The organism is Posidoniimonas corsicana (assembly GCF_007859765.1).
Taxonomy (GTDB): Bacteria; Planctomycetota; Planctomycetia; order Pirellulales; family Lacipirellulaceae; genus Posidoniimonas; species Posidoniimonas corsicana.
This window is the reverse complement of record NZ_SIHJ01000006.1, coordinates 25914-40121: the sequence shown is the minus strand read 5'-3', so window position 1 is coordinate 40121 and position 14208 is coordinate 25914. Positions and strand designations below refer to the sequence as shown.

Below are 14208 nucleotides of genomic sequence, written 5' to 3'. Positions count from 1 at the left end.
CCTTACCTTGCTTGATTGGCGGCCGCGGCGCGACGCTTGCGGTCGGCGAGCTCGTGTTCGGCCTGTTTCAGGTCGTACCCGTGGGCTGAGAGGTAGTTGTTGATCCGCCCCTTGTACTTCCCGAACCAGCCGTGCTTCTCGCGGGATGAGCCCCCGTCCATCGCATACTCGCGGGCCTCGATCAGGTTGGCTCGGATGTAACGCAGCTCTTCGTCCGTCAGGTCCGGCAGCAACTCTTTGTACGCGCCTAGGGTGACGTCTACGACGCCGTACGTCAGGCCGTCTTTAACCTGTCCCACCTGCTCCGGCGACACCTCGGCTGAGATCGCGGCGACGAACTGCCGGTGCAGCTTCTGCACGGCGAGTTGTGACTCGTTGCGGATGCTTTGACGTTGGTCCTCGTCGGCTGAAGAAAGTTGCGCATCCCGTTCGTCGTGATTGTCACGAAGGCCGCGGTAGTAGTCCGCGACCAGCACGATGACCCTCTCGGCCTGCTCGCGGTCGGTGAGGTCGAGCTGCTCGACGATCTTCTCGGCCCTGCCGCGGATCACCTTGCGGTACTCGGCCTCCTCGGGCGAAAGGTCCTGAGCGGCGTTGGCGCCGCCAGCGAGGGAGAACGCAGCCATTACGGACAACAGGAGACGCCGGGCGCGCCGTCGGGCGGTCATAGGGGCACAAGGCTCCAGGCTTGTGTAGGCGGGTTGCTTAGCAATGAGCGTAGCGGCGGGAGACCCGCCGCTACGCCCCGACTAAGTTGCATCATGGGGCGGGGAGCCCCGAGGCCATCCGGTGGGCGGCTACCGACGCTTCCGTCCCACGGCCAGCGGCATCGCCGTCAGTGCGAGCAGTAGTGCGGCTGGTTCGGGGGCAACGCCCGCGGCCGCCTCGAGCGACGGGGCGGACATGCCGTAGTTCGAACGCCACAGATTGTAGTCGGCCTGCACCACGGTGCCGGTGCCGGTGCCGTTCCCGTTGAGGGCTCCGTCGTCCTGGCCCAGGTTGTCCCGCCACACGGTGTAGTCCGCCGCGTCGACCATGCCGTCGTTGTTAAAGTCGCCGGGCAGGCCTTCGATCACGGCGCCGTTAGTCACGTTCAAGATGCCGAGGCCGGTAAACCAGCTCCGCTTGTTCGCGGCGCTTGAGGCAAGGCTGCCCCAGGTGCCGGCGGGCATCAGAGATTCGTTGAAGAACAGCGAATCGATGACGTCTGAACCTGTGTAGTTGAGGTCGAGGATGGCGCCAGAGAACAGCTCCACGCTTGACATGTCGTTGAGGAAAGCGGCTCCGAGGCTCAGGGTGCCCTCCTCGACGGTGGTGTCGCCGGTGTAATTGTTCGCGGCGTTGCTGAGCACCCATTTGCCCGCGCCCGACTTTTCGATCGCAACAACGCCGCCGTTCGACGAGTTGCCGATCTGGGCCGCCAGGGTGTTGTTCCCGGTGTTGGAGCCGGTCAGCGCGAGGGTGCGTTCGATCTCGGTAAAGGTGATCGTCGCGTTCTCCTCGAAAATGCTCTGGTCGATCTCAGCGCTCACACCAATGCGGTTGGTGCCGACGCTGGTGATCACGGTGCCCGCGGGGAGCACGCCCTCGGAATCGCTGACCCCCATGCCGATCACCAGGTCGCTGGTGTCGCTGATGTTGTACACCACCTGGCCTTCGAAACCGTCCATATCGCCGGTGCGAGATTGAGCGATGTCGAACGCCAGGGCGGACGTGTTGGTGAGGTTGATGGCGCCGGCGCCGGACGCGTCCAGGGTGGCGCCAGCAGTGCCGACGGTGAACAGCCGATTCGAACTGCCCGCGGCGCCCTCGTAGCGGAGAGTGGAGCCCTGGATGAACAGGCTCGAGGCGGTGGTCAGCGAACCAAGGCTGCTAGCGCCGTCGGCCAAACTCTCAACCGCGAGGGTGGTGCCGTGGTACTGGAGCGAGGCGGGGCCGACGTTGTCCGCAACGGCCTGGTCTTGCAGGGTCCGGTGGTACTTGCCCATCACGGTGGTGGTCAGCGCGTTGTTGGTGACGCCGGTGACGCGCACCATGCCTAGTCTTACGCGGTCCTCGCCGTCGGGGTTGCGGTAGTCGCCGCCGTTGGTGACCACCAGGTTCGGGGCGCCTGCGAGCTTGCTGGCCGCGAGGGTCAGGGTGCCGCTGCCGCCGCCCAGGCGGTACGTATTGTTTGCCGGCGTGATCGTGCCGGTAAACGTGGTGCCGTCTTCATGGGCTGCCACGGTCATGTTTGCGAACTGGGCGAGGTTGCCCGTTGTGAAGTCGAGCGTAGCAGCCGCGTCAGCGGCGTTTGTCAGCATCAGGCCGCCGTTATCGCTTGTGGTGAAGCGGCTGGCGAAGTTGCCAGATCCATCGTTGATGGCGGCAATCGTGCCGGTGTCAACGCCGATGGCCCCACCGGTCGAACGCACCTTACCGGTCACGTTGCCCATGTCGCCCACGGTGGCGAAGTGGAGGTTGCCGCCGTCGATCAGGATCGTGTCTGGATTGGGGTTCGTGTTACCCGCCTTGAAGGTGTTGGTGTTGCCGTTCAGGCTCGACTCGACCACCAGAACGCCGCTGCCCAGCTTCTCAAAAACGGTTGTTGCCGCGGCGACCGTGTCGAGGAACGCGTTCGCCGCGTTGGCCATCTGGCCTTGGATCACCGTCCGCCCACTGCCGTCGAACGTGTAAGTGTTTTGTGGGTTTTCGTTGGTGTACAGGCGGCCGCTTAGTGTGAACGTTTCGCCTTCGGGCAGCAGGTTGACCCAGCCCGCGCTATTGGACGCCGGGGCGTTGCCGGTGATCTTGAGCGAGTGCTGGCCCTTGATTGTGAAGTCGTGCGGAACGCTGAAGTTGTTGGCGATTACACGCTCTAAGCCCTCGCCGGACTCTTCGGGGCCGGGTTCGACGATGAGGTTGAAGCCGATCGAGTTCGCCGGGTTGCCGTTGCGGACCGAGCCGCTAGGACCGAAGGCCAGGTCGTCTCGAAGGATCACGTTGCCGCGGTCGATTACGGTGCTGCCAGTGTAGGAGTTCTCGTAGAGAACGACCGTGCCCAGCGGCTGGCCGTCTGAAGAGCGGGACTCGCTCCCGAGACGAATCCGGCCCCCGCCGGTGATGCCGCCGACCAGGTCGATGATTCCGGAGGGGAATCCCTGTCCCATCTCGGTATTCTCATCGTTGAGCAACTCGGGGGTACCGGTGAATCCGGATCCCAGGTAGAGGGGTACGTCTTCCGGCTGCATGTCGGCATTGAGCAGGTTGTCGACTACTGTGACCGTCTGCCCCGTGACCAACAGTCGCGGCTGCGATTCGATGCTGACGGCCGGGTTATACACTCCAATGTGGCTGCGAATGGCGGTATTGTTGGCGACATTGTCATCCATCGAGTCAACCGCGACTTCCTGGAAGCCACCGGCCAGAGTCAGGGTTCGTGGGCCTGCAAAGTCGATCCGCTCGGTCGAACCCACGACGGCGCTAATGATGTTCGTCGATGTGGATCCGGTGCTCATTACCAGCGAGTTGCCGCAGTTGAACGAGCAAGTGTACGAATCGACCATCGCGCCCGGCTCAGCCTCGGGGTCCGGGTCTGGGATCATCACCACGATCGAAGGCTCGTCTTGTTCAAACAGGAGGCGGCCCGGTCCGCTGACGGTGGTGGTGCGGCCGTCGACGCCAAGCGTCAGGGACGAGATCGTGATGTCGCCGCTATTTAGGCGGACTTCCAAGTCGGATGTAAGGGCAACGGACAGGTTGGCGCCAGCGACCGGACCAACAGCGTCGGGATCGACGTTGTTGTGATTGGGGTCGTCGGGATAGGTTGCATTTCCCGAGGTGACTCCTGGCGCAAGCCAGTTTGAGGGGTTGGTCCAGTCCTGGGGGCCGGAGGGGCTGAGATTGTTCCACTGGAACTCCGCCAGTGTGGTCTGCGCCTGGACCGGGGTCGTTGACAGGGTGATTCCCAGCGCCGTGATCAAAGCTGTCTTGGTGATTGCCCGTTTCATCTGCTTCCCTCCGCTCCTGTGCGAAGTCTCCTACAGGGGTAAGTCTTACAGAATCGCAGTCGCCTCGGCGAAATTCCGGGCGTGTCCTGCGTGTCAGCGAACGGTGGCGGTGCTCATCCGCGGAGCCGCGAGGCCGGCGCGTCCACTGCGCGGCGCGCTGGCCGCGGGGGTATCTTGGTGCTCTCTGTCCATAAGGGGCGGCGCCCACGAACTGGCCGTGGGCGCCGCGAGTCGTTCTTGCTGCGCGGCGATTGGGACGCGGGCAGCTGTCTCTTGGGTTTTAGCCGCGGCGGCGGGTCGCGAGACCCAGGCCGCAGAGGCTAAGCAGCGCCAGCGAGGTGGGCTCGGGCACGTTCGGTGTGACCGACTCCCAATCGAGGCCGACGCGGATTTCGTCGAACGCCATCACGGCTCCGCGGCGGTTGCCGCCTTCACTGCCTGCTAGCAGGCCGACGCCGGTCTGGGCGAGGTCGATGGGATCAACGCCGTTGTCGAGGATGAACTTCGACATGTCCGGGGCGCCGTTCAGGCCCTCGGAGGAAAGGTCTGGGTTCAACCAAACCTCAACGAGGTCGGGGATGAAATTGACATCGTTGATGTCCAGGTTGCCGGCGGTGACCTTCACCACGACAAATTGCTGGTTGTAAGAGAACCGCTCGTCGCTGACCGCGTCGTCGACCGCGGCGTTCTTCGCGCGGAGGGTCCAGCGGTCGGTCGTCTTGTTCGACGGGTTGCCGATCTGAGCAACCTCGCCCAGACCACCGCCATTGAGCAGGGTGAAGTGGGCGTTGCGGGCGTAGACGTTCGGGTGGTACTGAGTCTGGTCGCCACCACCATCGTTGTCGGTGTCAACGACCAGCGGGTCGTGGAACCCGCGACGCTCACCAATGAACGAGATGTAGTACGAACCGCCGACACCGACGACTTCCGTCATGTTCGCGGCGCCATAGCCGGAAAGGTCCATGTTCCGGTACCACTGGGCGTTGCGTCCGCCGCCGTCGCGGTCGTCGTTCAGGCCGTTGAAGTCGACAAGGCCATAGTTGCCCGAGGTCACCAGCGTCCGGCCCATCGTGTCGGTGTAGGACAGGCCACCGCCGACAGCACGCAGGCTGTTGGGGTCGCCATTGCTGCCGTTCCGGGTCCATTCGTTGGACCAACCCGAGCCGCCGTCCGACCCCGGACCGAGGCCGATGTCGGTGCCGTCGGCGTACTGGAAGCCTTCGTACGAGATGAGCTCTGCCCCAGCCGGCAGCGCCATCAAGGCAACGGCGATCACGCCGAAGCACGTTGTCGCGATCTTCATTAGTTCTCCCTCAAAGTTGATAAGGACTCACGGTGCTTGGAGCCGCGCTAGACCAGGGCGGCGAGCAGCAGAATCAACCAGCAAAAAGATTAGGAAGTGACAGTACGCGTGGGGCATCACCCGGTTCTCAAGCAGCCGATCGTTCGAGTAGGCGTAAGACCACTACGCTCCGCTAGCGACAGTCTCGACGGCGTAAGGAGAAAAGGAACAGAGGCCCACAACGACGGACGCCAGGACAAGTTATCGCCGCAGACGCGGCCGTTGGCATTCCCGTCATCACTCATACTACCAGCCTTTGTGGCGTCGTCAGCACATTCGACGCCTGCTTTTCAGACTTTTCAGCGTGCCCTGTGTTGCAAGGAGGGGGTGAAATGTTGCACTCCTGGTGGATTTGCGAAGCACCGCATTGCGTTAGTTGGGGACGGTAGGGAGGCATGTTGCAGACGCGGTTACAGAGACTCTCCTGCTATACAGCCAGTAGTTTGGGGGGACTGGGTTCCCGCCCCTGGTGACGGGTTTCGCTAACGGTTTGCAACGCGAAGGTTTGGCTGGCTTATCCAACGCCGTTGTTTAGAGTCCGGTGTCGTGATGACCTAGCGTTTGAGGAGTCCAGTCGAACCTGCTCACGATGCGTGATTGGAACTCGTTGCAAGCCCGTTGAGGTACTCCTCGAGGTTCGTGTAGCCATCCCCGTTTCGGTCGACAGCGCCGTCGGCGGGATCGTTGGGGTCGAGCCCATGGTTGCGTTCCCACGCGTTCGGAATGCCATCATCGTCTGTGTCCCAGTCAGCGGGGCGTCGCTCTTCTGGGTAGTCGTCCCAGCCGCCGACGTCCTCTTGGGAGTCAGGCAAGCCGGGCAGTCCGCTGCGGCTGCCGGTGAAGGTCGCGGTCCCGTCTCGGGTCTCGGCGATGACTCGTTTGTCGTGGTCGTCAAGAGCGGGCACATTGCACCCCACATCGGCCAGGATGTCGAAGTACGCGTCCCGGGCGGATTGGGTCTGCACATAGCTCGGGAAGAACGGCTTGTCGTAGACGAATTCCGATAGCGGTTCGTCCCGTGGGGCCACAACGCCTTCGAGCGGTGGAGCGGGCCCGTAGCGGCCTTCCATCACATTCCCCTCGACGTAGTAGTCTTGAGGGCCGAAAGCGTGATTGCGTTCGGGCTTGAGCATGTGGAATACGGTAGTCGCCGGGCCGGGCTTGTAGTAGTTGGCGACGAACTGAACCTTCTTGGCGCCGCCGTCGGTGGTGCGGTAGCCCCAGTTGTAGACCAGGTTGTTGCGTATATCTAAACGGCCCGCGTGGATGTTGGCCTGGTCGATGGCGCCGGCGAGGCTCCAGTTGCGGCCTGCGCAGTGGGCCAACAGGTTGTGGTGGAACGATCCGATGTCGCCGCTGATGCTCGCGGCGAAGCCGTGCTGCTTGCCTTCTTCGTACTTGCGGTGCCCTGCGATATTGAGCGCCTCGCTGATCAGCGTCCGCTGGAGCGTGATGTTCCTGGCGCCGCGTGAGCTGAACGCCTCGTCGTGAGACCAACTGATTGAGCAGTGGTCGATGATCGAGTGGTCGCTGCTGGCCATGCCCATCCCGTCGAGCGTGTCGCCGGAGGTGTCGCCCGGACGCACACGGAGGTACCGGAGGATATTGTCATGGGCGCCGAGCATCCCCATGTTGTAGTTCGAGATGCAGATCCCACTGCCAGGCGCCGTTTGACCAGCGATGGTCACGTAGTTGTCGCGAAGCGTTAGGCGTGACTTGAGTTCAATTCGACCACCCACGTCGAACACAATCGTCCGCGGGCCGGTCGCCCCGACCGCGGCGCGGAGACTGCCGGGGCCATCGTCGGCGAGTGTCGTGACCTTGAAGACTCGTCCCCCGCGTCCGCCGATCGCGAAACGCCCGTAGCCCTCGGCGCCGGGGAACGCGAGATGCCGCACGCGGAACGTCCAGACATCGCCACGGGTCACCTGACCCTGCCCGTCGGTCGTGTCGATCCGCCAGCAGTAGTGCTGCAGGCTGTCGTTGGGGAGAACGGCGACCGGTAGTTCAGGCTCATCGGTGTTGGTGATCTGCACCGCGGTGCTTGAATCGCTTCCTCGCACCGCGTTGACCGCGGCGTTGTAGTCGCGGTCGCGGGTTAGGTAGACGCGGAATGACCTAGCGTCGACAGGCGCAGACCAAGACAGCCGAACCTGGCCGGATTTGCCATCAGTGTGCTCATCGAAGTTGGCGGGCGAGGGGGCGAATGCTCGTTCGCGTGGATCGCCTGTGTCGATCTCCAAGGCGTTGAGAACGATGCTGGGATCGTCGCCGCCGGGTAGGGCTGCTAGTCGCAGCACCGCGGGGGCGCCTGGTTCGGCGGTGAACGGAACGTAGGTGGCGCCCATCTGGTCGTCGCGCGCCGCGTCGTGGGACGGGGCGCCGTCGCTGCGATGCTCACCCGACTGCAGTTGCACGCCGCTGGTTGGTCCATTGCCAGGGCGGTTGTGGAATGCCGCCAGCGTGTGTTTTCCCGGGGCGAGGCCCGCGATCTTGATCTCGATGGTCGAACGTGACTCGACGCCGTCGGCGGCCAAGCTGGCGCCGGTCGCCAGGCTCGCTTTGTGCAGGAAGCCTCGCAGTGGCGCGCCGGAGCTCTCTAGCGTTACGGTAACACCGTCGAACTCCTTACTCACGCTACTCCCTTCCTTGATCTCCCATTCGTGCCAGCCCGTGGTTTCCGCGTCGCGCCTGCCGGTTGCGGCGCTGAGGTCGATCCGCAGCGGGGTGTTGGCCAGCAGGCCTTCTGACGATAGGAACAGTGTTGCTATAGCGCAGGTGAGTGCGACGCGGGTCATCGAGGGCGCCTTGTTTGTTGGGGGAGAGCCTAGCGGCTCGACAGTTCCAGTTCCGCTGCAGGAAGTCCCGGCGCGGAGGCTGTCAGGGTGATGGTACCGGTGTCGTCATCGCTGCGGACCACAACCAACGCCCGGCCGTGAAAGACACGCCGTGAAAGCGCGTTGTACGGTTCGTCGGAGCTGAGGTCGCCGCTGCCAACACCGACGATCGTGCCCGGACCGTCGATCGTGTAGGTGACCTGGTGATCTGCGTCCGGGCGAACCAGACCGTCGGCATCGACAATCTCTACAGCGACGAAGCTCAGATCCTGTCCGTCGGCGACTAGGTCCGTCCGGTCGGGCGTAAGGCGGATGCTCTCCGCTGGGCCGGCGGTGGTGAGCACCATCCGCTGTTGAGCCCGCCCCTGTTCGTCGAGTCCTATCGCGGTAACCTCGCCCGGGGCGTACCGCACACTCAGCGTGGCGACGCCATCCTCGTAGCCACTCGGTGTGACTTCACCAACAACCTGGCCATTCAGCTCAACCCGGACCGTTGGCCAGCGGCTAGCGACCTTGACTTGGAGATCTCGCCCCTCGTGCCCCGGCCAGGTCCAGCTGGCCATGAGGGGTTCGGTCGCCCATTGCGATGGCTGCCACGCTCCGCCATCGGGCGCCGGTTCAACTACTGCAACAGACAGCCTTTCTCCTCGGTCCCAAACGATTTCGCGAAAGTGGGAGATAGGCCTTCGGACGCCGGTGATATCAATGTCGCCGCACAGCGCGCCATGGTAGGGGTAGTGTGTTCCCTCCCAGTGCGGTGTGACGGTCGCGCCGGGCGGGAAATTCCGGCCGATCCCGGCCTCGCCTAGGTAGTCGATCGCCGACCAGACGAAGTCGCCCACCACATAAGGGCGAGAAGATACATGGTCGCGGCTGGTTGCCAGGTCACTTAGGTAGGACTCGCTGGCGTACATCACCCGATCGGGAACTCGCTGGTGGTCGTCGGCGTAGCGGCCCTGCTCGTAGTTGTACCCGGCGACATCCAACTCGCCGAACAGGCGATCCAGCTTGCTCCAGTTCTGCGGGCCCAGCCCGTTGACCCCCGCCGTGACGGGCCGGGTCGGGTCGAGCTCACGCACGACCGCTACCATCTCACCCGCAAGGTCGGGGGCGTGATCGGCGCCGCGCTCGTACATCTCATTGCCGATGCTCCACATGATCACGGAGGGGTGGTGGCGGTCCCGCCGCACCATCGCCGCCAGGTCGGCCCGCCAGTTCTCGGCGAAGTCCTCGTGGTAGTCGTGCGCGACTTTTTTCTTCGCCCAGCAGTCGAACGCCTCGTCGATCACGAGCAGTCCGAGCCGGTCGCAGGCGTCGAGGAAGGCGGGGGAGGGCGGGTTGTGGGCGGTGCGGACCGCGTTGTACCCGGCTTCTTTGAGCAGCCCGGCCTTCCGCTGCTCCGCCCGGTCGAACGCGGCCGCGCCGAGGCAGCCGTTGTCGTGGTGGACGTTGCCGCCAAACAGGGCTACGGGCTTGCCGTTGAGCAGCAAGCCGCGGTCGGCAGTTACCTCAATGGTGCGGATCCCGAAGGACGACTCGTGCCGGTCGACTTCCTTGCCATCGCTCAACAACAGGTAGCGGACCGTGTAGAGTGCGGGGTCGTCGGGGCTCCACAGCCGCGGGTTGCTAAGCACCAACTTCTGGTGCGTCTCAGCGGACTTGCCGCGTGACGCCCGAATTGGTTCGGTGTGCGACGCGACGACCTCGCCGTCAGGGCTGAAGAGCTCGACCCGCAATTCGGCCAGAGTCTCTTGTGGCGTAGTCTGTTCAACGCGGGCCGAGGTGCTGAGTGTGCATTGCCGGCCCTCCAGCGTATCTACCGACGCCACACAGGACTGCGGATCGATCGACAACGTGGGGCGCCGCTCGAGCCAGACGTGACGGTAGATCCCCGAACCAGTGTACCAGCGACTGTTGGGCTGGGCGGAGTTGTCGACACGCACCGCCAGCAGATTCGGCTCGTCGGCGGAGAGTCGGTTGGTGATCTCGAATCGGAACGGCGTGTAGCCGTAGGCGTGGCCGCCGAGCTGTTCGCCGTTTAGCCAGACCGTGGCGTTCCGGTAGACGCCATCGAACACCAACCAGGTGCGTTCTCCTGCTGTTGGCACGCAGTGCAGTTGGCGGCGGTACCAGCCCACGCCGGTCGGGAAGAACCCGCCCCCGCCGGCGCTAGGTTCGTCGGCGGAACGCGATAAGCCGATGCTCCAGTCGTGGGGAAGCCGCACCTGGGGCCAATGGTTGTCGTCGTGTTCAGTGAGCTGAGCGTCAGCAACGTCGCCCAGGCGAAAATGCCAATCATCATCGATCCGCTCGCGCTGTGCCGCGTACGCGGACGCGCAGCAGAGGGCGGCTAGGATCGTGGGCAGGGCGGACAGGAAGGGACGCATTCGGTTCATTGGAGCCCGCTGCTTCAGGCAGAACAATTGAATCTGACGGAAAACAAGCCTCTTTTTGCGTCGCCGGTTTGTGGAACGCGGTCTGCAACGCGGGGTAGCATAGATTGCCCACACCCTACTGGTGTCTGTTCTCAGGTCCCCAACGACTGGGTCTCCGCTTGCCTGCTACGCATCGGTTCGCCAACACGATCTGCGCGGCTGCGCTCTGTGCGCTGCTTGCGTGCAGCTCCTCGTCCCGGGCCGACACGGCGGAATTGGAGCACGCGTTCGTTTCGCCGGCCGACTCCGCCAAGCCTTGGACCTTTTGGTACTGGCTCGACGCGGCGGTCACAGCTGAAGGGATCTCCGCCGACATTAGTGCGATGCGCGACGCCGGACTCGGCGGCGCATACTTGATGCCGATCTACGGGCCGCAGGACCCTCCGCTGGTGAGCCCGCAGGCGACGCAGCTCTCGCCGCACTGGTGGGACCTTGTCCGTCACGCCGCAGCGGAGGCCGATCGCGCCGGCATCGAGCTGGCTATGCACTTAAGCGACGGGTTTGCGCTAGCGGGTGGGCCGTGGATCACACCAGAGCTGTCGATGCAGCAGCTCGTCTGGTCCCGAACGATCGCGTCTGGCGGCGGGCCTGCGGAACTGACGCTTCCCCGCCCAGCCACCCGCGAGGGCTATTATGAGGATGTCGCCGTGCTGACGTTCCCAGCGCCAGAGGGCGAGGGGATCTCGACAGCCAGCGTTCCGGTGACCGTGACCACCAACGCCGCTGACCAGCAGGCCCAGCAGCTTGTTGTGCCGGGCAACACCGAGCGGCTCCGCTCATCGGCGCCGTGCTGGATCGACTTCCGCTTCGAACAGCCGTTCACCTGCCGGGCCGTGACCATCCGTCCCGACGGCAACAACTACCAGTGTCAGCGGATGCGGCTCGAGGCGAGCGACGATGGGCAAGTATTCCGCCCGATCGCCCAGCTATCGGCCCCACGACATGGCTGGCAGGACGAGGGCCGCCCGGTGACGCACGCGGTTCCGGCGACGACCGCTTGCGTTTTCCGCCTGTCATTCGACCCAGAGGGCGCCGAGCCGGGCGCCGAGGATCTGGACTTCGCAAAGTGGAGCCCCGTGCTGAAGGTGCAGGGGATCGAGCTCTCCAGCGCGGCCTGCGTGCACCACTTCCGCGGCAAATCGGGCGCTGTGTGGCGGGTGTCGCCGATATCGCCTGATGTGGACGCCGCGGCGGCTGTTTCCAGCAACTCGGTCGTTGACGTCACTTCGATGATGGACGAGCAGGGCGTGCTTCATTGGGACGCGCCGCCCGGCGAATGGGTAGTGCTGCGGTTCGGGCACACCTCGACCGGCAAGCAGAACGCCACTGGCGGCGGCGGCAAGGGGCTGGAGTGCGACAAGCTCAACCCGCAGGCGGTTCGAACCCAGTACGCCGGTTGGTTCGGTGAGGCGCGTCGGCAGTTGGGGGCCGAGCTTGCCGGCAGGGTGCTGACCAGGTTGCACGTCGATAGCTGGGAGTGCGGCAGCCAGAATTGGACGGCCGACCTGCCGCAGCAATTCATAGAGCGTCGCGGCTACCCCGCGGCGCCCTGGCTTCCAACACTGGCCGGCTACGTGATTGACGACGCGGACGCTTCCGAGCGTTTTCTTCACGACTTTCGGCGGACGCTTGCCGAGCGACTCGACGGAGCGTTCTTCGGTACGCTCGAAGAGCTGGCGGCCGAAGCCGGCTCCTCGTTTTCCGCCGAGTGCACGGCGCCCACCATGCTGGCCGACGGCCTCAGGCACTACCAGCACGTCAGTATGCCGATGGGCGAATTCTGGCGGCAGAGCCCGACGCACGACAAGCCGAACGATGTGCTCGACGCGATCTCAGCCGGGCACATCTACGGCAAACGCACTATCGGCGCCGAGGCGTTCACCCAACTCCGCATCCGCTGGGACGAGTCGCCGGCCATTCTCAAGCCGATGGCCGACCACAACCTGTGTCTGGGCGTCAACCAGTTGGTGCACCATGTCTGGATGCACAACCCGTGGCTCGACCGCAAGCCGGGCGTGACGCTCAACGGCATCGGCACGTTCCAGCAGCGGGACCAGGTTTGGCAGCCGCACGCCTACGCCTGGAACGGCTACCTGCAGCGGCTGCAGGCGGTGCTGCAGCAGGGCGACGCGGTGGTCGACATCGCGGTGTTCACCGGCGAGGAGTTGCCGAGTCGGGCGGTTCTGCCTGAACGACTCATCGACACGCTGCCCGGCCTGATCGGCGAGCAACGCGTCAGCAAAGAGCGGCGGCGGCTCGCCAACCGCGGCGTTCCCACCCGCGAGATGCCCGAGGGCGTGCGGCACTCGGCGAATATGGCCGACCCCGCCGGCGGCACGGACCCGCTCCGCGGGTACAAGTACGACTCCCTCAACCGCGACGCTCTGCTGCGACTAGCGGAGGTTGAGGACGGCCGCATTGTGCTGCCGGGCGGCGCGAGCTACGGCGTGCTGGTTGTCCCCGGCAGCCGGCCGATGTCGCCGCAGGCGGGCCTGATGTCTGTGGAGGTCGGCGAGAAACTATTGTCGTTGGCCGACGCGGGCGGGCGTTTGGTGCTGGTCGATCTGCCGGAGCGGACACCCGGGATGGGCGACCCCGAAGCCGACACCGAGGTTCTGGACGACCTGGCCTCGCGGCTAGCCGATCACCCGAACGTCTCGGTCGGGGCCTGGCGGCCCGATTCACTCGATCCGCTAGGGATCAACCGCGACCTGCAGGCCTGGGACGAAGCGGGCGAGACCGCCCGTCAGGTCGGCTGGACCCACCGTCGAGGCGATGGTTGGGACGTCTATCTCCTTGCTAACCAGCAGGACACGCGGCGGAGTGTCAGCGTAGGCGTGCGGGCGAGCAGGCCGCACGCCGCGGTGTGGGACCCGGTGACCGGTAGCCAGGCACCCGCAATTCAGCAGGGCGGGCGGTGGCAGGTTTCTCTCGAGCCGCATCAGTCGTTGCTTCTGGTATTGAGCGACGAGAAGCTCAACGACCTGGCGCCAGCGGATTCGCGACAGCAAGTCGTCGCGATCGAGCCGACCGCCTGGCGGGTAACGTTTGAGCCTGCCATCGGCCCCGCGCCGGACGCGATCGAGCTAGCCGGCCTGGTTGACCTCTCCGACCACAGCGATCCCGGTGTGCGGGCATTCGACGGCATCGCCACGTACGACGCGGCGTTCGACTACAATCCGGAGGACGGGCAGGACCGGGCTTGGCTGGACCTGAGTTCTGTCGCGGGTACGGCAAGAGTTCATGTCAACGGCGTCGACTGCGGTGTGGCCTGGACGCCGCCGTATCGGGTTGACGTCACCGATGCCGTGACGGCCGGCGAGAACAGGCTGGAGGTCCAGGTCGCTGGCGTATGGCGGAACCGCATCCTCGCCGACGCCAAGGCGCCTGAGCACGAGCGGCTGACCTGGACCAACGCCCGGCCGCTGCCCGGGTCGGTGGGCCCTGTGCCGTTTGGGCTGCTTGGCCCCGTCAAACTTCAATCGAATACTTCTCAAGCAGAAGCCCCGCAATGATGACTCTACGGTCCGTCCTTTTACTTTCGGTATTGCTTGCCACAAGCGCGGTTGCCGATGAGACGGCGACAGCACCGCATACCATCGACG

Annotated in this window: 6 protein-coding genes; 1 reads left to right on the top strand and 5 read right to left on the bottom strand. The window is 64.7% G+C overall.

What is annotated here, in order from left to right; translation table 11 throughout:
* Window positions 1–2: 2 nt before the first annotated feature.
* The 5 genes from KOR34_RS25060 to KOR34_RS25040 form a co-directional block, all read right to left on the bottom strand.
* Window positions 3–626: a DUF3826 domain-containing protein gene (locus KOR34_RS25060; protein ID WP_197531731.1), complete on the bottom strand. Its 624-nt coding sequence runs from the start codon at window positions 624–626 to the stop codon at window positions 3–5.
* A gap of 171 nt (window positions 627–797) precedes the next feature.
* Window positions 798–3989: an autotransporter-associated beta strand repeat-containing protein gene (locus KOR34_RS25055; RefSeq protein ID WP_146568889.1), complete on the bottom strand. Its 3192-nt coding sequence runs from the start codon at window positions 3987–3989 to the stop codon at window positions 798–800.
* Between the two features lie 280 nt (window positions 3990–4269).
* Entirely contained in the window at window positions 4270–5292 is a 1023-nt protein-coding gene (locus KOR34_RS25050) for a PEP-CTERM sorting domain-containing protein (RefSeq protein WP_146568888.1), read from the bottom strand.
* Between the two features lie 623 nt (window positions 5293–5915).
* Window positions 5916–8129 carry a thrombospondin type 3 repeat-containing protein gene (locus KOR34_RS25045; protein WP_146568887.1) on the bottom strand — a complete coding sequence of 738 codons (2214 nt, stop codon included), beginning with the start codon at window positions 8127–8129 and terminating at the stop codon, window positions 5916–5918.
* A 29-nt stretch (window positions 8130–8158) separates the two neighbouring features.
* Entirely contained in the window at window positions 8159–10564 is a 2406-nt protein-coding gene (locus KOR34_RS25040) for a glycoside hydrolase family 2 TIM barrel-domain containing protein (protein ID WP_146568886.1), read from the bottom strand.
* Between the two features lie 158 nt (window positions 10565–10722).
* Between KOR34_RS25040 and KOR34_RS25035 the strand changes: the two genes are divergently transcribed.
* Window positions 10723–14118: a glycosyl hydrolase gene (locus KOR34_RS25035; RefSeq protein WP_197531730.1), complete on the top strand. Its 3396-nt coding sequence runs from the start codon at window positions 10723–10725 to the stop codon at window positions 14116–14118.
* Window positions 14119–14208 lie beyond the last annotated feature (90 nt).

What these genes read in the sequence shown, in the direction of transcription:
- KOR34_RS25040 (WP_146568886.1), bottom strand. Translation starts at nt 10,564, where the DNA reads ATGAACCGAATGCGTCCCTTCCTGTCCGCCCTGCCCACGATCCTAGCC.
- KOR34_RS25055 (WP_146568889.1), bottom strand. Translation starts at nt 3,989, where the DNA reads ATGAAACGGGCAATCACCAAGACAGCTTTGATCACGGCGCTGGGAATC.
- KOR34_RS25045 (WP_146568887.1), bottom strand. Translation starts at nt 8,129, where the DNA reads ATGACCCGCGTCGCACTCACCTGCGCTATAGCAACACTGTTCCTATCG.
- KOR34_RS25050 (WP_146568888.1), bottom strand. Translation starts at nt 5,292, where the DNA reads ATGAAGATCGCGACAACGTGCTTCGGCGTGATCGCCGTTGCCTTGATG.
- KOR34_RS25060 (WP_197531731.1), bottom strand. Translation starts at nt 626, where the DNA reads ATGGCTGCGTTCTCCCTCGCTGGCGGCGCCAACGCCGCTCAGGACCTT.